The following is a 17,817-nucleotide window of genomic DNA, read 5'->3' on the forward strand; positions in this document are numbered from 1 at the left end:
GAGGAACACAAAATGCCAAAAGTATCAGTTTACAATGTAGATGGTAACCAAGTAGGCGAAGTTGAATTGAACGATGCGGTTTTCGGAATTGAACCGAATCAACACGTTCTGTACGATGCAGTTCTTATGCAACGCGCTTCTCTTCGTCAAGGTACCCACAAAGTAAAAGGACGTTCTGAAGTACGTGGCGGTGGACGTAAGCCTTGGAAACAAAAAGGTACAGGTCGCGCTCGTCAAGGTTCGATTCGTTCTCCACAATGGAAAGGCGGCGGTATCGTATTTGGTCCGACACCACGGAGCTATGCGTATAAATTGCCTAAGAAAGTTCGTCGTTTGGCGATCAAATCGGCCCTTTCATCGAAATTGCTTGATAATGACATTATCGTTTTGGACGCTCTCACGTTGAGCACGCCTAAAACTAAAGAGTTTGCAGCCATCTTGAGTAATCTCAAAGTGGGACGCAAAGCTTTAATCGTAGCTCCTAGCTATGATGATAATGTAGCTCTTTCCGCACGGAATATTCCAGGCGTGAAATTTGTAGCTGCTGACGGTATTAATGTTCTTGACGTGCTTTCGCACGACAAACTGATCATTACGAAAGAAGCAGTTCAGAAGGTAGAGGAGGTGCTCGCGTAATGAAAGATCCTCGTGATATTGTAAAACGTCCGATTATTACGGAACGTACAGCTGATATGATGAACGACTTGAAATATGTATTTGAAGTCGATATCCGTGCAAACAAAACCGAGATCAAGAAAGCCGTAGAAGCTATTTTCAACGTAAAAGTGAAAAACGTGAACACGCTTCGTGTTCCAGCTAAGCCAAAACGGTATGGACGTTATAACGGATATACTAGCGAATGGAAAAAAGCGTTTGTAACGCTGACAAAAGACAGCAAAACGCTTGAGTTCTTTGAAACAGTATAATTGAATTTTTGAAGTTAGGAGGGAAACCCAGTGCCAATCAAAAAGTATAAACCAACATCCCCGGCAAGACGGAATATGTCCGTTTCTACATTTGAGGAAATTACCACAGATCAGCCGGAGAAATCGTTGTTGGCTCCATTAAGCAAACAAGCAGGCCGCAACAACCAAGGTAAAATTACAGTTCGTCACCATGGTGGTGGACACAAGCGTAAATACCGTATCATCGACTTCAAACGTACTAAAGATGGAATACCGGGCCGCGTTGCTACGATTGAATATGACCCGAACCGTACATCTAACATCGCTCTGATTCACTACGCTGATGGTGAGAAACGTTATATCATCGCTCCTAAGGGTTTGAAAGTTGGAGATCAAGTATTCTCCGGACCTGAATCAGACATCAAAATTGGTAATGCATTGCCACTCGAAAACATTCCAGTAGGTACCGTTATCCACAACATTGAGTTGAAACCAGGTAAAGGCGGACAGTTGGTTCGTGCTGCTGGTACAGAAGCTCAATTGCTTGGTAAAGAAGAAAAATACGTTTCCGTTCGTCTCTCTTCCGGAGAAGTTCGTCGTATTTTGAAAGTTTGCCGCGCTACAATCGGATCTGTTGGTAACCAAGACCACGAGCTCATCAAAATCGGTAAAGCCGGTCGTAGCCGTTGGTTGGGTAAACGCCCTGAAGTTCGTGGTGTAGTAATGAACCCTAACGATCACCCACACGGTGGTGGTGAAGGTCGTGCTCCAATCGGACGTAAATCGCCAATGTCACCATGGGGTAAACCTACTCTTGGTTACAAAACGCGTAAGAAAAATAAAGCTTCTGATAAATACATCATTCGCCGCCGCACGAAGTAATACACACTGTGCATAACTTCGTGAGGCATCTGCGGATGCATAATAGCTATGTTTGAAGGGAGGATCTCCACATGGGTCGCAGTTTGAAAAAAGGGCCATTCATTGATGGCTACATGCTCAAAAAGGTAGAAGAGATGGAAGCTTCAGGCAAGAAGAATGTAATCAAAACCTGGTCCCGTCGTTCTACAATTTTCCCACAATTCATCGGACACACATTTGGCGTTTACGACGGTCGTAAACACGTGCCAGTGTATGTAACTGAGGACATGGTCGGACATAAACTGGGTGAGTTCGCTCCAACCCGTACGTACAAAGGCCATACTGCTGATGATAAGAAAACAAGAAGATAGATAATGAAGATCTTTAGTGTTTGAGAGGAGGTTACACAATGGAAGCAAAAGCACATGCTAAGTTTATCCGGATTGCTCCTCGTAAAGTTCAACTCGTTGTTGACTTGATTCGCGGCAAGCAAGTAGGTGAGGCGGTTGCCATTCTCCGTCACACTCCGAAATCCGCTTCTCCAATCGTTGAGAAGTTGCTTAACTCCGCTATTGCGAATGCGGAACATAACTATTCTTTGGATGTTAATAACTTGGTTATCTCGCAAGCTTACGTGAACCAAGGACCGACAATGAAACGTTTCCGCCCTCGTGCAATGGGACGTGCAAGTCGTATTAACAAACGTACTAGCCACATTACTTTGGTGGTATCTGAGAAGTAGAAGGAGGGGAAATGTGTGGGCCAAAAGGTAAATCCAGTCGGACTCCGTGTCGGAATCATCCGTGACTGGGAATCTAAGTGGTATGCAGGCAAAGACTTCGGTGAGCTTTTGATGGAAGACGTGAGAATTCGTGAATTCCTGAAAAATAAATTGAAAGACTCCGCTTTATCTCGTGTTGAAATTGAGAGAGCGGCTAACCGCGTAAACGTAACGATTCACACTGCTAAACCAGGTATGGTTATTGGTAAGGGTGGTTCGGAAGTTGAAAATCTTCGTAACCAAATTACGAAAATTTCCGGCGGTAAAAAAGTACACATTAACATCTCTGAAATTAAGAACCAAGATCTGGACGCTATTCTTGTAGCTGAAAGCATTGCACAACAATTGGAACGTCGCGTTTCTTTCCGTCGTGCTCTGAAACAAGCAATTCAAAGAACTATGCGCTCTGGTGCTAAAGGTATTAAAACTCAAGTAGGCGGACGTCTTGGCGGTGCTGAGATTGCACGTTCTGAAGGCTACAGCGAAGGAACTGTTCCACTGCACACACTGCGTGCTGACATTGACTATGGTACTGCAGAGGCTCATACTACTTACGGACTTATCGGCGTAAAAGTATGGATCTATCGTGGAGAGGTTCTTCCTACGGCTAAGAAACAAGCTGCTAAGGAAGGAGGCAACTAATCATGTTGGTACCAAAACGCGTAAAACACCGTAAGCAACAACGTGGACATATGAAAGGCCAAGCTAAAGGCGGAACAACGCTGAACTTTGGCGAATATGGTCTGCAAGCTACGGAACCGGCTTGGATTACGAACCGTCAGATCGAAGCGGCTCGTATTGCGATGACTCGTTACATCAAACGTGGTGGTAAAGTCTGGATTAAAATTTTCCCGGATAAACCAATCACTCAAAAGCCTCTCGAGGTTCGGATGGGTAGCGGTAAAGGTAACGTAGAAAAATGGGTTGCAGTAGTGAAACCTGGTAAGATCATGTTTGAACTTGCTGGTGTACCGGAGGAAATTGCACGCGAAGCAATGCGCCTTGCCGCTCACAAACTGCCAATCAAAACGAAGTTCGTGAAACGTGAAGAATTGGGTGGTGAAGCAAATGAAAGCTAGTGAATTTCGCAACCTAACCTCTGCTGAAATCGAGCAAAAGATTGCCGGATTTAAAGAAGAACTCTTTAACCTCCGCTTTCAACTCGCTACCGGTCAGCTGGATAACCCGACTCGAATCCGTGATGTGCGGAAAGAAATAGCTCGTGCTAAAACCATTATCCGTGAAAGAGAACTGGGAATCGTTAATTAGGGATTGGATATATAATCCGTCCGTAATCAGGAAGGAGGCTAACAATGAGCGTAGAACGTAACGCACGTAAAGTGCAAACCGGTAAAGTGGTCAGCGATAAAATGGATAAAACGATTGTTGTTGCTGTAGAAACTTACAAAAAACACAACTTGTACCATAAGCGCATCAAGGTTACTAAAAAATTCAAAGCACATGACGAAGAAAACACTGCGAAAATCGGTGACACGGTGAAAATCATGGAGACTCGTCCGCTTTCGAAAGATAAACGCTGGAGACTTACTGAAATCGTAGAAAAAGCGGTTATCATCTAATGCATCAGCAGCATAGCTGAAAGGAGGAATACTAAATGATTCAACCATTTACACGTTTGACTGTGGCTGACAACTCCGGTGCGAAGGAACTGATGTGTATCCGCGTACTCGGCGGTACGGGACGTCGTACAGCTCAAATCGGTGATCTGATCGTTTGTTCTGTTAAACAAGCAACACCAGGCGGCGTTGTCAAAAAAGGTGATGTAGTTAGAGCGGTTGTCGTTCGTACGAAACGTTCTGTACGTCGTAAAGACGGTTCCTACATCGGTTTTGATGAAAATGCAGCGGTTGTTGTAAAAGACGACAGAAGCCCACGCGGAACACGTATTTTCGGACCTGTTGCTCGTGAACTTCGCGACAAAGATTTCATGAAAATCGTTTCCTTGGCCCCAGAAGTTATCTAAAGCTTAATCTCGTGATGTTAGAAACAGGAGGTGTACGAAATGCCAAGAGTGAAAAAAGTTCTGGAATCCCATAACAACAAACTTCACGTTAAAAAGGAAGATACGGTTATGGTAATCAGCGGTAAGGACAAAGGTAAAAAAGGTCGTGTTATCGCTGCTTATCCTCGTGAGAACCGCGTCCTTGTGGAAGGTGTTAACATGGTTAAAAAACACCAGAAGCCTAACCAGCAAAATCCGCAAGGCGGCATTATCGAGAAGGAAGCTCCGATTCACGTTTCCAACGTAATGCACATCGATCCAAAGAGCGGAAAAGTAACCCGTGTAGGTTACAAAGTGTTGGATAACGGAAAGAAAGTGCGCGTTGCTAAACGATCCGGAGAAATTATCGACTAATTGAACCGAATGAGAAAGGAGGGCTATGATTCATGGCATCAAGAATGAAAGAACGTTACCTGCAAGAAATCGCTCCTGCTTTGATGCAGAAGTTTAACTATACAACGGTTATGCAAGTGCCGAAAGTCGAGAAAATCGTTATCAACATGGGTGTGGGCGATGCTGTCCAGAACTCCAAAGTGTTGGATTCCGCAGTAAGCGATTTGCAACTGATCACAGGTCAAAAACCTGTAGTCACTCGTGCAAAAAAATCTATCGCAGGTTTCAAACTGCGTGAGAATATGCCTATCGGTGCGAAAGTTACATTGCGCGGCGAGCGTATGTACTATTTCCTCGATAAATTGTTGAACGTCACGCTTCCTCGTGTCCGCGACTTCCGCGGTGTATCGAGCAAAGCTTTTGACGGACGTGGTAACTATACACTGGGTCTGAAAGAGCAACTGATCTTCCCAGAGATCGAGTACGACAAAGTAGACAAAGTCCGCGGTATGGATATTGTCATTGTAACAACGGCGAAAACAGACGAAGAGTCCCGCGAATTGCTCACGCAAATGGGAATGCCTTTCGTTAAGTAATGTTAGCATAACGTTTCCGGGTGTCTGGAAAGACTCCCTTTTCTCCGAAATTATTTAGGAGGTGTCAGGCTAAGTGGCAAAAACTTCGATGAAAGTCAAACAACAACGTACACCAAAGTTTAAAGTACGTGCATATACACGCTGTGAGCGTTGCGGACGTCCACATTCGGTCCTGCAAAAGTTTAAAATTTGCAGAATTTGCTTCCGTGAATTAGCTTATAAAGGCCAGATTCCTGGCGTGAAAAAAGCAAGCTGGTAAAAAGTCCTGAACGGGAAGGAGGTTAACTCACAATGACTATGTCTGATCCAATTGCAGATATGCTTACTCGTATTCGTAACGCGAACACTGTTCGTCACGAAACGGTAGAAATGCCTGCTTCGACAATGAAAAAACAAATCGCCGATATCCTGAAGCGTGAAGGTTTCATCCGTGACGCTGAAGTTATCGATGATAACAAACAAGGGATTATCCGTGTTTTCCTGAAATACGGTCAAAATAACGAGCGCGTTATCACTGGTCTGAAAAGAATCAGTAAACCTGGTCTTCGTGTTTACACGAAAAGCAACGAAGTACCTCGTGTACTTGGTGGCCTGGGAATCGCAATCATCTCGACATCTAAAGGTATCATGACGGACAAAGAAGCTCGTCAATCGAAATCCGGCGGAGAAGTCGTTTGCTACGTTTGGTAATATAACGTCACAAGATAGGAGGTGCAACATATGTCTCGTATTGGTCGCAAACCAATTACAGTACCAAGTGGTGTAGACATCACCCTGGACAACACCGTTATTACGGTAAAAGGACCCAAAGGAACTTTGACTCGTGAGCTTCATAAAGACATGAAGGTTACAGTTGAAAATAACGAAATCACAGTTGTGCGTCCTTCCGATAACAAAACTCACCGTTCTTTGCACGGCACAACGCGTAGCGTTGTTAACAATATGGTGAGTGGCGTTACTGAAGGTTTCTCAAAATCTCTGGAGTTGGTTGGGGTTGGATATCGTGCAAGCAAATCCGGAGATAAAATCGTTCTGAACGTTGGCTACTCTCACCCGGTTGAAATTACACCGGAAGCGGGAATCGAATTCGAAGTACCTGTGAATACGAAAATCATCGTTCGCGGAATTGACAAAGAGCGTGTAGGTGCTTACGCTGCTAAAATCCGTTCCGTTCGTGAACCTGAACCGTACAAAGGTAAAGGTATTAAATATGAAGGCGAGCGTATCATCCGTAAGGAAGGTAAAGCCGGTAAGAAGAAATAAGATTTCTCTTACCGCCTTTGCGCGGCTTTCGGTTTGCTTGCTTCGTGTGTATCTAATATACTTCGTGGCTTCCAATATGAAGCCAGCGAGGTAACCTGAAAGGAGTGAATCCCTGAGATGATTACGAAACCAGATAAAAATAAGGCTCGTCTGAAAAGACACCTTCGTGTTCGTAAGAAAATCCAAGGAACGGCAGCACGTCCTCGTTTGAACGTATTCCGTTCTGGTAAACATATGTATGCGCAAATCATCGATGATGTAGCTGGTGTAACAATCGCTTCCGCGTCTACCGTAGACAAAGAATTGAGCAGCGACATTCAAAATGGTGCATCTGTTGAATCAGCTCGTAAAGTCGGCGAACTCGTTGCTAAACGTGCGAAAGATAAAGGTGTTTCCAACATCGTATTTGACCGTAGCGGATATCTGTACCATGGTCGTATCGCAGCATTGGCTGAAGCGGCTCGTGAAGCAGGACTTGAGTTTTAAGATATTTTTCAAAAGGAGGTTAACGACTTGCGTGTAGATCCGAATACTTTGGAACTGACTGAAAGAGTTGTAAATATTAATCGCGTAGCTAAAGTAGTAAAAGGCGGACGCCGTTTCAGCTTTAGCGCACTGGTTGTAGTCGGCGACGGCAACGGCTGGGTTGGCGCTGGTATCGGTAAAGCGGGCGAAGTACCTGATGCAATTCGCAAAGGTATTGAAGACGCTAAGAAAAACCTTATACACGTTCCACTCGTAGGAACTTCGATTCCTCACTTGGTAACAGGTAAGTTCGGCGCAGGACGCGTTCTGTTGAAACCAGCATCTGAAGGTACTGGTGTTATCGCTGGTGGTCCTGTACGTGCGGTTCTTGAACTTGCTGGTGTAGGTGACATTTTGACAAAATCTCTGGGTTCTTCGAATTCCATGAACATGGTCAATGCGACTTTGGAAGGTTTGTCCCGTTTGAAGCGTGCTGAAGACGTGGCTAAACTGCGCGGAAAATCCGTCGAAGAGCTTTTGGGTTAAGGAGGGAATCTCATGGCTAAATTAGAAATTACCCTCGTCCGTAGCTTGATCGGACGTCCGGAGACGCAAAGAACAACTGTGAAAACATTGGGTTTGCGCAAAATCAACAGCAAAGTGGTTCAAAACGATAATCCTGCCATCCGTGGTATGATTAACAAAGTAAGCCACTTGGTAGCTGTTAAAGAAGTAGAAGCTTAATAACGGGTTAATCCCACAAATCTTTAAGGAGGTGCAACGAACGATGAAGTTACATGAGCTTTCACCATCACCTGGATCCCGCAAAGAGCGTAAGCGTGTTGGTCGCGGTCCAAGTAGTGGTACAGGTAAAACATCAGGTCGCGGTCACAAAGGACAAAACTCTCGTTCTGGCGGTGGTGTACGTCCAGGCTTCGAAGGTGGACAAAATCCATTGTATCGTCGATTGCCAAAACGCGGTTTCGTAAACCCAACTCGCAAAGAATATGCAGTTGTGAATATTGAAGACCTGAACAGTTTGGCTGAGGGTACTGAAGTAACTCCAGAATTTTTGATGACGAACGGCGTAGTTAAAAACGCTAAATCCGGAATCAAAATCCTGGGTAACGGTGAAGTCACTGTGAAGCTGACTGTTAAAGCTAATAAATTTTCTCAATCTGCGGTAGAGAAAATTGAAGCTGCCGGCGGTACAACCGAGGTGATTTAATGTTCAAGACCCTAAAGAATATCTGGCGGGTTGAGGATCTGCGCAAAAGGGTATTATTTACCCTTTTTGTACTGATCATTTACCGCATCGGCTCCTTTGTCCCCGTTCCGGGCGTTAACAAAGATGTGTTCGAAGCGACAAATTCTGCGGGTAAAGAAGTTTTTGGACTTCTCAATACGTTCTCGGGTGGAGCACTGTTCCAGTTCTCGATTTTTGCGCTCGGGATCGTTCCTTACATCACTGCGTCAATCATAGTACAGTTGCTTTCCATGGACGTTATTCCTAAATTAGCGGAGTGGGCAAAGCAAGGTGAACAAGGTAAGAAGAAATCTGCACAATTGACCCGTTATTTAACCATTGGGCTGGCATTAATTCAAGCGTTTGGTACGTCAATCGGCTTCAACCGCTTGTACAATACAGACATGATTCCTAACGCAACATTTGCAGATTATATCTTGATCGCGATTGTACTTACGGCCGGTACTTCATTCCTGATGTGGCTTGGTGAGCAGATCACCGAGAAGGGCATAGGAAACGGTATTTCGATCTTGATCTTTGCGGGTATCTTATCCACGGTGCCTAATATTATCAAACAAACAGTCGAATCCGACTTCATTCAACCTGACCAACTGTTTATGAATATTCTTAAGGGTGTTATCATCGCAATCGTTATTGTGCTGATCATCATAGGGGTCATTTACATTCAGCAGGCGATTCGGAAAATTCCGGTACAGTACGCTAAACGTGTCGTAGGAAACAAAATGTACGGTGGACAGAATACACATATCCCGCTGAAAATTAATGCAGCAGGTGTTATCCCTGTTATCTTTGCATCATCGCTGTTGATGTTCCCAACGATCATCGCCAACTTCTGGGCAGATCGCTTATGGGCACAATGGATCGGACAGAATCTGACTACACACAAACCTCTTGGAATGTTGTTGTATGTCGTGATGATCTTCGGTTTCACATTCTTCTATACTTTCGTACAGATGAATCCACAGCAGATGGCTGATAATATGAAAAAGAACGGCGGTTATATCCCAGGCATTCGCCCGGGTAAAGCAACCGAGAAATATCTGACCCGTGTCATGACCCGTTTGACAATGGCCGGAGCCATCTTCTTGGCAGCCATTTCCGTTCTGCCTGTAATCTTAGGGGCACTTTCTGGTTTGCCTCAATCAGCGCAAATTGGAGGAACATCCCTCCTGATCGTTATCGGTGTTGCGCTGGATACGATGAAGCAAATCGAAAGCCAATTGATCAAACGCCACTACAAAGGTTTTATCAATAAATAGGCAATAGGTACCGGTCAAGTTAAGATTTACTTGCCGGCACCTATTGTGCTGTTTGTTGATGTAGGGTAGTCTTGGAGGGAGTGACATAACGTGAACATCCTATTCATGGGCCCTCCGGGGGCAGGAAAAGGAACACAAGCAGACGTCATCGTGAAAGAGTTCGGTATTCCCCATATTTCAACAGGCGATGCATTTCGTCTGGCGATTAAACAGGGAACTCCCATTGGCCTGAAAGCCAAGGAATATATGGATCAAGGATTGCTTGTACCAGATGATGTAACCATTGGCATCGTTGAAGAACGTTTGCAGCAGCCTGACTGCAGAGAAGGATTTCTCTTGGACGGATTTCCAAGAACCCTGTCTCAAGCAGAAGCGCTCGATGGCATTTTGGATCGATTGAACTCAGGTCTTGATCATGTAATTAACCTGAAAGTGGATCGCAACAAACTCCTCGCTCGTTTGACGGGTCGTCGGATTTGTAAGAACTGTGGTTCCACTTATCATGTGGTGTTCAATCCGCCTAAGCAGGAAGGTGTCTGTGATAGATGCGACGGTGAGCTTTACCAACGCTCTGATGATAATGAAGAGAGTGTAGGTACTCGACTGGACGAGTATATCAACAAAACAGCACCACTCCTCACGTTCTATGAGACTAAAGGTCTTCTTCGTGAAATGAACGGAGAACAGGATATCGATCAAGTTTCTAAAGAAATCGTGTCCTTACTGAGAGGTTAATTGATGATCATTGGTAAGTCCGAAACGGAACTGGGCTTGATGAGGGAAGCAGGGAGAATTGTTGCGGAAACGCATCATCTCTTGGCAGAGCATATCGCTCCCGGTATTACGACTGGAGAACTTGACCATATGGCAGATCAATACATCCGCAGTCAAGGAGCTGTGCCGTCTTTCAAAGGTTATAACGGTTTCCCTGCCAGTGTGTGCGCTTCAGTAAATGAAGAATTGGTACATGGATTTCCCGGCAAACGCAAGTTGAACGAGGGCGATATCGTTACGTTTGACATTGGCGCGCAGTACCAGGGGTATCATGGAGATTCCGCCTGGACTTATCCGGTCGGCCGTATTTCCGAAGAAGCCCGTCGTCTTCTGGACGTTACCGAGGCTTCGTTATACGCAGGTCTGGCGCTGGTAAAACCGGACGTTCGCTTGTTTACAATATCTCATGCGATTCAGAAATATATTGAAGATGAAGGGTTCTCCGTGGTTCGTGAATATGTCGGTCACGGCATAGGCGCAGATTTGCACGAGGAACCAAAGATTCCGAACTATGGTCTTCCTGATCGGGGACCACGGCTTAAAGCGGGCATGGTGCTGGCCATAGAGCCGATGGTTAACGTAGGTAGACGGTATGTGAAAACGTTGGAAGATAACTGGACTGTCGTCACAGTTGATGGAACGTTATGTGCCCACTTTGAACACACCGTAGCAGTTACACCAGATGGTATGGAAATTTTCACGAAACTGAATGCGTAGGTGATAAGGCATGAACAATCAGTCTAATCCGCAGCTCGGTCAACTTGTGAAGATCCGTAAAGGCCGCAATGCGGACCAAGCCGCAGTAATTGTTGCTATAGCGGACAGTAGGTTCGTATATATTGCGGATGGAGACAAACGTAAGTTTGATCAACCCAAGAAGAAGAGTCTTCTTCATCTTGAACTCCAGCCTATGATTAGCAGCGAGGTAGTAAACAGTTTAAACGAGTGTGGTCGGGTGACAAATGGAAAGCTCCGCTATGCGGTTCATTCGTTTCTGGAATCCACCAACATTCAAGCTGAAGAGAAAGGAGACTGACTAATGGCCAAGGAAGATGTCATTGAAGTGGAAGGTACGGTTCTTGAACCGCTACCGAATGCAACGTTCAAGGTTGAGCTTGAGAACGGTCATCAAATTCTCGCTCACGTTTCCGGGAAATTACGGATGCACTTTATTCGTATCCTGACTGGAGACAAAGTAGTTGTTCAGTTATCGCCTTACGATCTAACAAAAGGTCGTATAACTTACCGTAAATAGTAGTAGACAGTTGCAGTGAACTGTGAAGCTTATGAAGCGGGTTTTGCCCGGCAAAACTTGCGAAAGCTTCGAAGCCGGTTTTACAATAGTAGAACAAGGTCAATGCTTACGAAGAGGGTTTTGCATAGCAAAACTTTGAGGAGGTAATTCACATGAAGGTAAGACCTTCGGTCAAGCCGATTTGCGAAAAGTGCAAAGTCATTCGCCGCAAAGGGAATGTTATGGTTATCTGTGAAAATCCGAAACACAAACAAAAACAAGGTTAAAGAAGGGGGTGTAGCGTAAAATGGCACGTATATCTGGTGTGGATTTGCCACGTGATAAGCGCGTTGAGATCGCCTTGACTTATATTTTCGGAATCGGTAAAACGACTTCCCAGAAAATTCTGAGCACAACAGGCATCAATCCGGACACTCGTGTTCGTGATTTGACGGAAGATGAAGTCGGCAAATTGCGTGAAAGTATCGATAAAGAGGTCAAAGTAGAAGGTGACCTGCGTCGAGAAATCTCTTTGAATATTAAACGTTTGACGGAGATCGGTTGTTACCGTGGAGTTCGTCATCGTCGTGGTCTGCCTGTTCGTGGACAACGTACGAAAACGAATGCTCGTACTCGTAAAGGTCCTCGTCGTACAGTAGCGAACAAGAAAAAATAATAAGGGGGGATAAGAGAAAATGGCTAAACCGAAAAAAGTCGTACGTACTAAACGTCGTGACCGTAAGAATATTGAATCTGGCGTGGCGCATATCCGTTCCACTTTCAATAACACTATCGTTACTATTACGGATCCTCACGGAAACGCAATTTCGTGGGCAAGCTCCGGCGGTCTCGGATTTAGAGGTTCCCGTAAATCGACTCCGTTTGCTGCACAAATGGCTGCTGAGACTGCTGCCAAAGCTGCAATGGAACATGGGATGAAAGCCGTTGAGGTTATGGTTAAAGGACCAGGCGCAGGCCGTGAAGCAGCGATCCGCTCTTTGCAAGCTGCTGGTCTTGAAGTTAACCTGATCAAAGACGTAACTCCAGTCCCGCATAACGGATGCCGTCCTCCAAAACGTCGTCGTGTCTAATGAGATTTGCCCCTGCGTGTGGTATATTTCCGGCACAATCTGCTAATAATGGTTGTTTAGGCATACTACTACATGTTTTCGCAAGAGAAGGTAAATGTTTCATAGAGGACCGACGTTTTGAAGGAGGGGTATTGCAGTGATTGAAATCGAAAAGCCGAAAATTGAGACGGTAGACGTCAACGATGATGGCACCTATGGGAAATTCGTAGTAGAACCGCTAGAGCGTGGATACGGTACGACGCTTGGAAACTCGCTTCGCCGAATCTTGCTCTCGTCACTGCCGGGTGCGGCAGTGTCTTCGGTTCAAATCGATGGCGTTCTGCATGAATTTGCTACAGTTCCTGGCGTAATGGAAGATGTTACGGAGGTTATTCTTAACCTGAAAGCTTTGTCGCTCAAAATTCATTCTGATGAGGAGAAAGTGCTCGAGATTGATGCTGAAGGCGAAGGAGCAATTACGGCTGGAGATATCCGTGCTGACTCCGATGTGGAAATCCTTAATCCGGATTTGCATATTGCTACGCTCGGACCAGGTTCGAGACTTCACATGCGTATTTTTGCCAATCGCGGTCGCGGCTACGTCCAGGCAGATCGGAATAAACGCGATGACCAGCCGATCGGCGTCATCCCAGTCGATTCCATCTTTACCCCGATCAGCCGCGTTAACTACGCTGTGGAAAATACGCGTGTCGGTCAAGTGACCAACTATGACAAGCTCACGTTGGAAGTTTGGACTGACGGAAGTATTCGTCCTGAAGAGGCTGTAAGCCTTGGCGCTAAAATTTTGACTGAGCATTTGATGCTCTTCGTGGGTCTAACAGACGAAGCGAAAGATGCTGAAATTATGGTCGAAAAAGAAGAAGACAAAAAAGAAAAAGTACTCGAAATGACGATCGAAGAGCTGGATCTCTCTGTTCGTTCCTACAACTGCCTCAAACGTGCCGGTATTAATACTGTGCAAGAGCTGACTACGAAAACGGAAGAAGACATGATGAAAGTCCGTAACCTCGGACGCAAGTCTTTGGAAGAAGTTCAAGAGAAGCTTGAGGAACTTGGTTTGGGACTCCGTACAGAAGAATAAACAGCCGAGTGCTTGAAGTGAAGGAGGGAAAACAATGGCATATCAAAAGTTGGGCCGTAATTCCAGCGCACGTAAAGCTTTGTTCCGTGACCTGGTAACCGACCTGTTCTTATACGAACGCATTCAGACAACTGAAGCGAAAGCTAAAGAGGTTCGTTCTATTGCTGAAAAAATTATCACTAAAGCGAAAAAGGGAGATCTTCATGCCCGTCGCCAAGTGGCAGCTTATGTTCGTCGCGAAACTATCGATGGTGAACAAGATGCAATCCAAAAACTGTTTAGCGAATTGTCCACTCGTTACGCTGAGCGTCCAGGTGGATACACACGTATCCTGAAGCTGGGACCTCGTCGTGGTGACGCTGCGCCAATGGTTTACTTGGAACTGGTTGACCGCGCGTAAAACAGATGAGATGAGGAAAGGGGACAGAATCTGTGATTCTGGATTAACCCTTTTTTTCTCTTCATTTTGGATTTCGTGCTGTAATAGAAGCTCCGTTAGGAGCTTCTTTTGCTGTTCGGGATAGGGGTATGTATAGTATGGAACAAAGGTGTGTTTATAATGCGGAACTTATGTATGACGTTAACTTATGATGGCACTGCCTATTTCGGCTTTCAAGTGCAGCCGGGAGGGAATACGATTCAGGATCATCTTGAAGATGCCATTCGTGCTTTGACCGGTGAGACTATTAAAATTACAGGTTCAGGCAGAACGGATGCTGGTGTTCACGCCCGCAGACAAATCTTCAATTTTCCTACGGAGTCCCAGATCCCGATTGAACGTTGGTGTATTGCACTCAACTCCAGATTACCATCCGATATTGTTGTGATTGATGCTATTGAGGTTCCGTCTGATTTTCATTCTCGCTATGCAGCGAAAAAGAAAACCTATCGATATACTGTCAATGCAAATCAATTTCCGGATGTATTCAACAGAAGATTGCAGTATCATCATCATGCGAAGCTGGACATTATGGCGATGCAGGAGGGATTGCGTCATTTTATAGGCACGTATGATTTCACCTCCTTTGCTTCACGCAAGTCTCAGAAAGAGAATCATGTACGTTCGGTATACGAAGCATGGATGGAAGTGGACCGATCAATGTGCAGAGACCATCCGCGCGATCAGGGTGTCATTCATATCTATGTGAGTGGTAACGGCTTTTTGCAGCATATGGTTCGTATTATTGTAGGGACACTGCTGGAGATCGGAGAGGGCAAACGGAAAGCCTCTGATGTACCGAATATGATTGCTGCATGTCATCGTTCTGCTGCAGGTCCTACTGCAGTTAGCTGTGGATTAATGCTCTGGGATCTTGAATACAAAAAAGATTAAATTTGCTGAGTAAAAAGCTTAATTAACACTTGCGATTTAATCGCCTATCATGTAATATAAAAGTTGTGTTTTCTTAATGGCTTTCCCACAGCCCCAATTAAGAGCTTCACATCGAAATAACAATCCATCAAGACCTAAAGTTATAACTTAACGAACGAAGATAAATGAAAATGATGATTTTGAACATTTTAAGGAGGAACTTTTCATGCGTACTACGTACATGGCGAAGCCTAACGAAGTTGAGCGCCAATGGCACATCATTGATGCTGAAGGCAAAACCCTCGGACGTTTGGCGAGCGAAGCAGCAGCTTTGATTCGCGGCAAACATAAGCCACAATTCACTCCACATGTGGACACTGGCGATTTCGTTGTTATCATCAATGCGGAGAAAATCGTATTGACTGGTAAGAAAATGCAAGGTAAAAAATACTACCGTCACTCGATGCATCCAGGTGGTTTGAAAGTAACTTCAGCTGAAGAGATGATCAAGAACAAACCTGAGCGTGTGTTGGAATTGGCTGTTCGCGGCATGCTTCCTAAAACTCGCATGGGCGAGAAAATGAAGCTGAGACTTAAAGCGTACAAAGGCACTGAGCATCCACATGCAGCACAAAAACCAGAAGTTTACGAACTTCGCGGTTAATTAAAAGGAGGACAGTTTCATGGCACAAGTACAATACTATGGGACAGGTCGTCGTAAACATTCGGTAGCACGTGTTCGCCTTGTACCGGGTGAAGGACGCATTGTCATCAATAAACGTGATATTAATGAATACTTCGGTTTGGAAACACTCAAACTGATCGTAAAACAACCACTGAACTTGACAGAAACGCTCAACAATTATGACGTTCTTGTTATCGCTCATGGTGGCGGAATCTCCGGTCAAGCCGGCGCGATCCGTCATGGTATCTCCCGTGCTCTGCTCAAAGCAGATCCGGAATATCGTGCATCCCTGAAAAAAGCAGGATTCCTGACTCGTGACCCACGTATGAAAGAACGTAAAAAATACGGTCTTAAAGCGGCTCGTCGCGCACCTCAGTTCTCCAAACGTTAATATGCATTGCAAGCCTTTGGCCTCGGCCAAAGGTTTTTTTTGTATGTACAGGACTTATTTCATCGTATATTCTTTCACGGTGCATGCATGAAACTATTCACTAATTACTTACTTATTCTTTTTAAATGCCTCTAAAGCTTTTCATTCCCTTGGAGTTACTCCTGCATATACTCCTTTAACATCTGCTTTTAGTACATCTCAACTAAACCTTCCTATCGTTTTTGATAATTCCCTGTACATCTCTGTATCTCACACATAATTATTCTTCTCTTTTTAATGGCTCAATTACAAGCTCATTTCTAAACCTTATAGTCAACAGTTCGATCCGTTCCCGTTTTCTTATGATGCGTCTGTGTAGTATACATTTGTCATCAGTATTTCTTATGGAATCCATAAATGTTTCTTACATTATGCTCTGCTGTGTATCACAATCTTTTTAACCAAATCACCTGTTCTTGGCATTCTATATTTCCGAAGGAAAGATGTTATTCAGTGCAGTTCTTAACCATTTGGGCTTTTAAACCCGGTAGCAGCAAAGGTTTGACGAGTTAATGATTCTGATAGCACCTGCCCATAGACCCAAATGAACGTGATTGATTTTATCTGAAAATTAGAATTTTGATTAAATCGTACTAAAATCATGTATGAAAAGGACATAAAAATGGACAAAAGCTGATTAGTATTACCAGGTGGCAGGCATTGACATCTCGGATGAAAGATTTATACTATACATAATTCATATTAGATTAGTCGGCTTTAAATGTGTTGAATGCTGAATGGGGGAAATTTAAAGATGAACTTGTTGGAGAAAGAAGAATTGGCTCGGACTAAAGCAGAGGAATTAGAACAAGCTAGTCCAGAGGATATTATTCGGTATGCCATTGAAACGTTCCCAAATATCACTTTTGCATGTAGTTTTGGTGCAGAAGATGTTGTACTTGTAGATATGCTACAGAAGATCAGCCCATCCACGGATGTTTTTTATCTGGATACAGATTTTCATTTTAAAGAAACATACGAAACACGCGATAAGATGCAAGAGAACTACAACCTTAATTTTGTCCGTGTATCACCCAAGATTACTCCTGAAGAGCAGGCAGTTCAGCATGGTGAGGAATTGTGGAAGTCCGACGCTAATGCATGTTGTAACATTCGCAAAGTCGAACCATTAACACGTATTCTTTCGCAGTATGATGCTTGGATTACAGGTATACGCAGAGATCAGGCGCCGACTCGTGCTAATTCAAAAAAGGTTGAATATGACTCCAAGTTTGGACTCATGAAGTTTAATCCGATTGCACATTGGACGACAGAGGATGTATGGGAGTACATTCGAGCTAATAACGTGGTATACAATCCGCTTCATGATCAGAACTACCCGAGTATTGGATGCGAGTACTGCACGCGTCAGGTTATGCCTGGTGAGGACCCTCGTGCTGGACGCTGGTCTGGCAATGATAAAACGGAATGTGGCCTTCATAAATAATTGAATAAAC

Annotated in this window: 33 protein-coding genes; all 33 read left to right on the forward strand. The window is 44.6% G+C overall.

Annotated features, from left to right (window positions below; genetic code table 11):
• The first annotated feature begins 12 nt into the window (after window positions 1-12).
• The 33 genes from rplD to C0Q44_RS09260 all read left to right on the forward strand — a co-directional run bounded on the left by rplD (window position 13) and on the right by C0Q44_RS09260 (window position 17,807).
• Window positions 13-636 carry a 50S ribosomal protein L4 gene (rplD, locus tag C0Q44_RS09100; protein WP_105406967.1) on the forward strand — a complete coding sequence of 208 codons (624 nt, stop codon included), beginning with the start codon at window positions 13-15 and terminating at the stop codon, window positions 634-636.
• Window positions 636-926: a 50S ribosomal protein L23 gene (rplW, locus tag C0Q44_RS09105; protein WP_105406968.1), complete on the forward strand. Its 291-nt coding sequence runs from the start codon at window positions 636-638 to the stop codon at window positions 924-926. Before rplD ends, rplW begins: the two co-directional genes overlap by 1 nt.
• Window positions 927-956: 30 nt before the next feature.
• Window positions 957-1,787, forward strand: a complete 831-nt coding sequence (rplB, locus tag C0Q44_RS09110) for a 50S ribosomal protein L2 (protein WP_024633585.1) — start codon at window positions 957-959, stop codon at window positions 1,785-1,787.
• Between the two features lie 71 nt (window positions 1,788-1,858).
• A complete protein-coding gene (gene rpsS, locus C0Q44_RS09115; protein ID WP_017692079.1) occupies window positions 1,859-2,137 on the forward strand; it encodes a 30S ribosomal protein S19 in 279 nt (92 codons plus the stop codon).
• Between the two features lie 38 nt (window positions 2,138-2,175).
• Window positions 2,176-2,508: a 50S ribosomal protein L22 gene (rplV, locus tag C0Q44_RS09120; RefSeq protein ID WP_024633583.1), complete on the forward strand. Its 333-nt coding sequence runs from the start codon at window positions 2,176-2,178 to the stop codon at window positions 2,506-2,508.
• 15 nt (window positions 2,509-2,523) lie between these two features.
• Window positions 2,524-3,189 carry a 30S ribosomal protein S3 gene (gene rpsC / locus C0Q44_RS09125; RefSeq protein WP_105406969.1) on the forward strand — a complete coding sequence of 222 codons (666 nt, stop codon included), beginning with the start codon at window positions 2,524-2,526 and terminating at the stop codon, window positions 3,187-3,189.
• A 2-nt stretch (window positions 3,190-3,191) separates the two neighbouring features.
• Entirely contained in the window at window positions 3,192-3,626 is a 435-nt protein-coding gene (gene rplP, locus C0Q44_RS09130; protein WP_017692082.1) for a 50S ribosomal protein L16, read from the forward strand.
• Window positions 3,616-3,816: a 50S ribosomal protein L29 gene (rpmC, locus tag C0Q44_RS09135; protein WP_105406970.1), complete on the forward strand. Its 201-nt coding sequence runs from the start codon at window positions 3,616-3,618 to the stop codon at window positions 3,814-3,816. The genes rplP and rpmC overlap by 11 nt, the downstream gene beginning before the upstream one ends.
• 44 nt (window positions 3,817-3,860) lie before the next feature.
• Entirely contained in the window at window positions 3,861-4,127 is a 267-nt protein-coding gene (rpsQ, locus tag C0Q44_RS09140; RefSeq protein WP_105406971.1) for a 30S ribosomal protein S17, read from the forward strand.
• Window positions 4,128-4,162: 35 nt separating this feature from the next.
• Window positions 4,163-4,531 carry a 50S ribosomal protein L14 gene (gene rplN / locus C0Q44_RS09145; protein WP_017692085.1) on the forward strand — a complete coding sequence of 123 codons (369 nt, stop codon included), beginning with the start codon at window positions 4,163-4,165 and terminating at the stop codon, window positions 4,529-4,531.
• 39 nt (window positions 4,532-4,570) lie between these two features.
• Entirely contained in the window at window positions 4,571-4,924 is a 354-nt protein-coding gene (rplX, locus tag C0Q44_RS09150; RefSeq protein ID WP_017692086.1) for a 50S ribosomal protein L24, read from the forward strand.
• Between the two features lie 32 nt (window positions 4,925-4,956).
• The gene (rplE, locus tag C0Q44_RS09155; RefSeq protein ID WP_105406972.1) at window positions 4,957-5,499 is read left to right on the forward strand and encodes a 50S ribosomal protein L5; all 543 of its coding nucleotides are present in this window, start codon (window positions 4,957-4,959) and stop codon (window positions 5,497-5,499) included.
• 73 nt (window positions 5,500-5,572) lie between these two features.
• Window positions 5,573-5,758 carry a type Z 30S ribosomal protein S14 gene (locus tag C0Q44_RS09160; protein WP_013312154.1) on the forward strand — a complete coding sequence of 62 codons (186 nt, stop codon included), beginning with the start codon at window positions 5,573-5,575 and terminating at the stop codon, window positions 5,756-5,758.
• 32 nt (window positions 5,759-5,790) lie between these two features.
• On the forward strand, window positions 5,791-6,189 hold the full coding sequence (rpsH, locus tag C0Q44_RS09165) for a 30S ribosomal protein S8 (protein ID WP_017692088.1): 399 nt from the start codon (window positions 5,791-5,793) through the stop codon (window positions 6,187-6,189).
• 30 nt (window positions 6,190-6,219) lie between these two features.
• Window positions 6,220-6,762, forward strand: a complete 543-nt coding sequence (gene rplF / locus C0Q44_RS09170) for a 50S ribosomal protein L6 (RefSeq protein WP_105406973.1) — start codon at window positions 6,220-6,222, stop codon at window positions 6,760-6,762.
• 117 nt (window positions 6,763-6,879) lie between these two features.
• Window positions 6,880-7,248 (forward strand): 50S ribosomal protein L18, encoded by a 369-nt coding sequence (rplR, locus tag C0Q44_RS09175; RefSeq protein ID WP_105406974.1) that lies wholly within the window; start codon window positions 6,880-6,882, stop codon window positions 7,246-7,248.
• 27 nt (window positions 7,249-7,275) lie between these two features.
• Entirely contained in the window at window positions 7,276-7,773 is a 498-nt protein-coding gene (gene rpsE, locus C0Q44_RS09180; RefSeq protein WP_105406975.1) for a 30S ribosomal protein S5, read from the forward strand.
• Window positions 7,774-7,785: 12 nt separating this feature from the next.
• A complete protein-coding gene (rpmD, locus tag C0Q44_RS09185; protein ID WP_017692092.1) occupies window positions 7,786-7,971 on the forward strand; it encodes a 50S ribosomal protein L30 in 186 nt (61 codons plus the stop codon).
• A 43-nt stretch (window positions 7,972-8,014) separates the two neighbouring features.
• Window positions 8,015-8,455, forward strand: coding sequence for a 50S ribosomal protein L15 (gene rplO / locus C0Q44_RS09190; RefSeq protein ID WP_105406976.1), 441 nt, complete (start codon window positions 8,015-8,017; stop codon window positions 8,453-8,455).
• Complete coding sequence (gene secY, locus C0Q44_RS09195) at window positions 8,455-9,753, forward strand: preprotein translocase subunit SecY (RefSeq protein ID WP_105406977.1); 1,299 nt, start codon at window positions 8,455-8,457, stop codon at window positions 9,751-9,753. The genes rplO and secY overlap by 1 nt, the downstream gene beginning before the upstream one ends.
• Before the next feature lie 90 nt (window positions 9,754-9,843).
• Window positions 9,844-10,488, forward strand: a complete 645-nt coding sequence (locus tag C0Q44_RS09200) for an adenylate kinase (RefSeq protein WP_105406978.1) — start codon at window positions 9,844-9,846, stop codon at window positions 10,486-10,488.
• Window positions 10,489-10,491: 3 nt separating this feature from the next.
• The gene (map, locus tag C0Q44_RS09205; protein ID WP_105406979.1) at window positions 10,492-11,244 is read left to right on the forward strand and encodes a type I methionyl aminopeptidase; all 753 of its coding nucleotides are present in this window, start codon (window positions 10,492-10,494) and stop codon (window positions 11,242-11,244) included.
• A gap of 10 nt (window positions 11,245-11,254) precedes the next feature.
• A complete protein-coding gene (locus tag C0Q44_RS09210; protein ID WP_105406980.1) occupies window positions 11,255-11,563 on the forward strand; it encodes a KOW domain-containing RNA-binding protein in 309 nt (102 codons plus the stop codon).
• Between the two features lie 3 nt (window positions 11,564-11,566).
• Window positions 11,567-11,782: a translation initiation factor IF-1 gene (gene infA, locus C0Q44_RS09215; RefSeq protein ID WP_017692098.1), complete on the forward strand. Its 216-nt coding sequence runs from the start codon at window positions 11,567-11,569 to the stop codon at window positions 11,780-11,782.
• Window positions 11,783-11,934: 152 nt separating this feature from the next.
• Window positions 11,935-12,048 (forward strand): 50S ribosomal protein L36, encoded by a 114-nt coding sequence (gene rpmJ / locus C0Q44_RS09220; RefSeq protein ID WP_003333770.1) that lies wholly within the window; start codon window positions 11,935-11,937, stop codon window positions 12,046-12,048.
• Window positions 12,049-12,068: 20 nt separating this feature from the next.
• Window positions 12,069-12,437 carry a 30S ribosomal protein S13 gene (gene rpsM / locus C0Q44_RS09225; protein ID WP_017692099.1) on the forward strand — a complete coding sequence of 123 codons (369 nt, stop codon included), beginning with the start codon at window positions 12,069-12,071 and terminating at the stop codon, window positions 12,435-12,437.
• A 19-nt stretch (window positions 12,438-12,456) separates the two neighbouring features.
• The gene (gene rpsK, locus C0Q44_RS09230; RefSeq protein WP_017692100.1) at window positions 12,457-12,852 is read left to right on the forward strand and encodes a 30S ribosomal protein S11; all 396 of its coding nucleotides are present in this window, start codon (window positions 12,457-12,459) and stop codon (window positions 12,850-12,852) included.
• A 136-nt stretch (window positions 12,853-12,988) separates the two neighbouring features.
• On the forward strand, window positions 12,989-13,933 hold the full coding sequence (locus tag C0Q44_RS09235; protein ID WP_017692101.1) for a DNA-directed RNA polymerase subunit alpha: 945 nt from the start codon (window positions 12,989-12,991) through the stop codon (window positions 13,931-13,933).
• A gap of 34 nt (window positions 13,934-13,967) precedes the next feature.
• Window positions 13,968-14,333 carry a 50S ribosomal protein L17 gene (gene rplQ / locus C0Q44_RS09240; protein ID WP_105406981.1) on the forward strand — a complete coding sequence of 122 codons (366 nt, stop codon included), beginning with the start codon at window positions 13,968-13,970 and terminating at the stop codon, window positions 14,331-14,333.
• Between the two features lie 159 nt (window positions 14,334-14,492).
• A complete protein-coding gene (truA, locus tag C0Q44_RS09245; protein ID WP_105406982.1) occupies window positions 14,493-15,266 on the forward strand; it encodes a tRNA pseudouridine(38-40) synthase TruA in 774 nt (257 codons plus the stop codon).
• 205 nt (window positions 15,267-15,471) lie between these two features.
• Window positions 15,472-15,909: a 50S ribosomal protein L13 gene (gene rplM, locus C0Q44_RS09250; protein WP_105406983.1), complete on the forward strand. Its 438-nt coding sequence runs from the start codon at window positions 15,472-15,474 to the stop codon at window positions 15,907-15,909.
• Window positions 15,910-15,928: 19 nt separating this feature from the next.
• The gene (rpsI, locus tag C0Q44_RS09255; RefSeq protein ID WP_017692105.1) at window positions 15,929-16,321 is read left to right on the forward strand and encodes a 30S ribosomal protein S9; all 393 of its coding nucleotides are present in this window, start codon (window positions 15,929-15,931) and stop codon (window positions 16,319-16,321) included.
• A gap of 793 nt (window positions 16,322-17,114) precedes the next feature.
• Window positions 17,115-17,807: a phosphoadenylyl-sulfate reductase gene (locus C0Q44_RS09260; RefSeq protein WP_105406984.1), complete on the forward strand. Its 693-nt coding sequence runs from the start codon at window positions 17,115-17,117 to the stop codon at window positions 17,805-17,807.
• The last annotated feature ends 10 nt before the right edge of the window (window positions 17,808-17,817 follow it).

Origin of the sequence: Paenibacillus sp. PCH8, assembly GCF_002968835.1 — a bacterium.
Classification (GTDB): domain Bacteria; phylum Bacillota; class Bacilli; order Paenibacillales; family Paenibacillaceae; genus Paenibacillus.

Bases quoted from the DNA above. Each gene is read 5' to 3' on its own strand.
- truA (WP_105406982.1), top strand. From the start codon at position 14,493: ATGCGGAACTTATGTATGACGTTAACTTATGATGGCACTGCCTATTTC.
- rpsS (WP_017692079.1), top strand. From the start codon at position 1,859: ATGGGTCGCAGTTTGAAAAAAGGGCCATTCATTGATGGCTACATGCTC.
- rpsH (WP_017692088.1), top strand. From the start codon at position 5,791: ATGACTATGTCTGATCCAATTGCAGATATGCTTACTCGTATTCGTAAC.
- rpsQ (WP_105406971.1), top strand. From the start codon at position 3,861: ATGAGCGTAGAACGTAACGCACGTAAAGTGCAAACCGGTAAAGTGGTC.
- rplM (WP_105406983.1), top strand. From the start codon at position 15,472: ATGCGTACTACGTACATGGCGAAGCCTAACGAAGTTGAGCGCCAATGG.
- rplO (WP_105406976.1), top strand. From the start codon at position 8,015: ATGAAGTTACATGAGCTTTCACCATCACCTGGATCCCGCAAAGAGCGT.
- map (WP_105406979.1), top strand. From the start codon at position 10,492: ATGATCATTGGTAAGTCCGAAACGGAACTGGGCTTGATGAGGGAAGCA.
- rplQ (WP_105406981.1), top strand. From the start codon at position 13,968: ATGGCATATCAAAAGTTGGGCCGTAATTCCAGCGCACGTAAAGCTTTG.
- rplW (WP_105406968.1), top strand. From the start codon at position 636: ATGAAAGATCCTCGTGATATTGTAAAACGTCCGATTATTACGGAACGT.
- rpmJ (WP_003333770.1), top strand. From the start codon at position 11,935: ATGAAGGTAAGACCTTCGGTCAAGCCGATTTGCGAAAAGTGCAAAGTC.
- rpmC (WP_105406970.1), top strand. From the start codon at position 3,616: ATGAAAGCTAGTGAATTTCGCAACCTAACCTCTGCTGAAATCGAGCAA.
- C0Q44_RS09210 (WP_105406980.1), top strand. From the start codon at position 11,255: ATGAACAATCAGTCTAATCCGCAGCTCGGTCAACTTGTGAAGATCCGT.
- infA (WP_017692098.1), top strand. From the start codon at position 11,567: ATGGCCAAGGAAGATGTCATTGAAGTGGAAGGTACGGTTCTTGAACCG.
- rplR (WP_105406974.1), top strand. From the start codon at position 6,880: ATGATTACGAAACCAGATAAAAATAAGGCTCGTCTGAAAAGACACCTT.
- rpsI (WP_017692105.1), top strand. From the start codon at position 15,929: ATGGCACAAGTACAATACTATGGGACAGGTCGTCGTAAACATTCGGTA.
- rplX (WP_017692086.1), top strand. From the start codon at position 4,571: ATGCCAAGAGTGAAAAAAGTTCTGGAATCCCATAACAACAAACTTCAC.
- rplF (WP_105406973.1), top strand. From the start codon at position 6,220: ATGTCTCGTATTGGTCGCAAACCAATTACAGTACCAAGTGGTGTAGAC.
- rplD (WP_105406967.1), top strand. From the start codon at position 13: ATGCCAAAAGTATCAGTTTACAATGTAGATGGTAACCAAGTAGGCGAA.
- rplP (WP_017692082.1), top strand. From the start codon at position 3,192: ATGTTGGTACCAAAACGCGTAAAACACCGTAAGCAACAACGTGGACAT.
- rpmD (WP_017692092.1), top strand. From the start codon at position 7,786: ATGGCTAAATTAGAAATTACCCTCGTCCGTAGCTTGATCGGACGTCCG.
- rpsK (WP_017692100.1), top strand. From the start codon at position 12,457: ATGGCTAAACCGAAAAAAGTCGTACGTACTAAACGTCGTGACCGTAAG.
- rplV (WP_024633583.1), top strand. From the start codon at position 2,176: ATGGAAGCAAAAGCACATGCTAAGTTTATCCGGATTGCTCCTCGTAAA.
- secY (WP_105406977.1), top strand. From the start codon at position 8,455: ATGTTCAAGACCCTAAAGAATATCTGGCGGGTTGAGGATCTGCGCAAA.
- rpsM (WP_017692099.1), top strand. From the start codon at position 12,069: ATGGCACGTATATCTGGTGTGGATTTGCCACGTGATAAGCGCGTTGAG.
- C0Q44_RS09260 (WP_105406984.1), top strand. From the start codon at position 17,115: ATGAACTTGTTGGAGAAAGAAGAATTGGCTCGGACTAAAGCAGAGGAA.
- rplN (WP_017692085.1), top strand. From the start codon at position 4,163: ATGATTCAACCATTTACACGTTTGACTGTGGCTGACAACTCCGGTGCG.
- rplE (WP_105406972.1), top strand. From the start codon at position 4,957: ATGGCATCAAGAATGAAAGAACGTTACCTGCAAGAAATCGCTCCTGCT.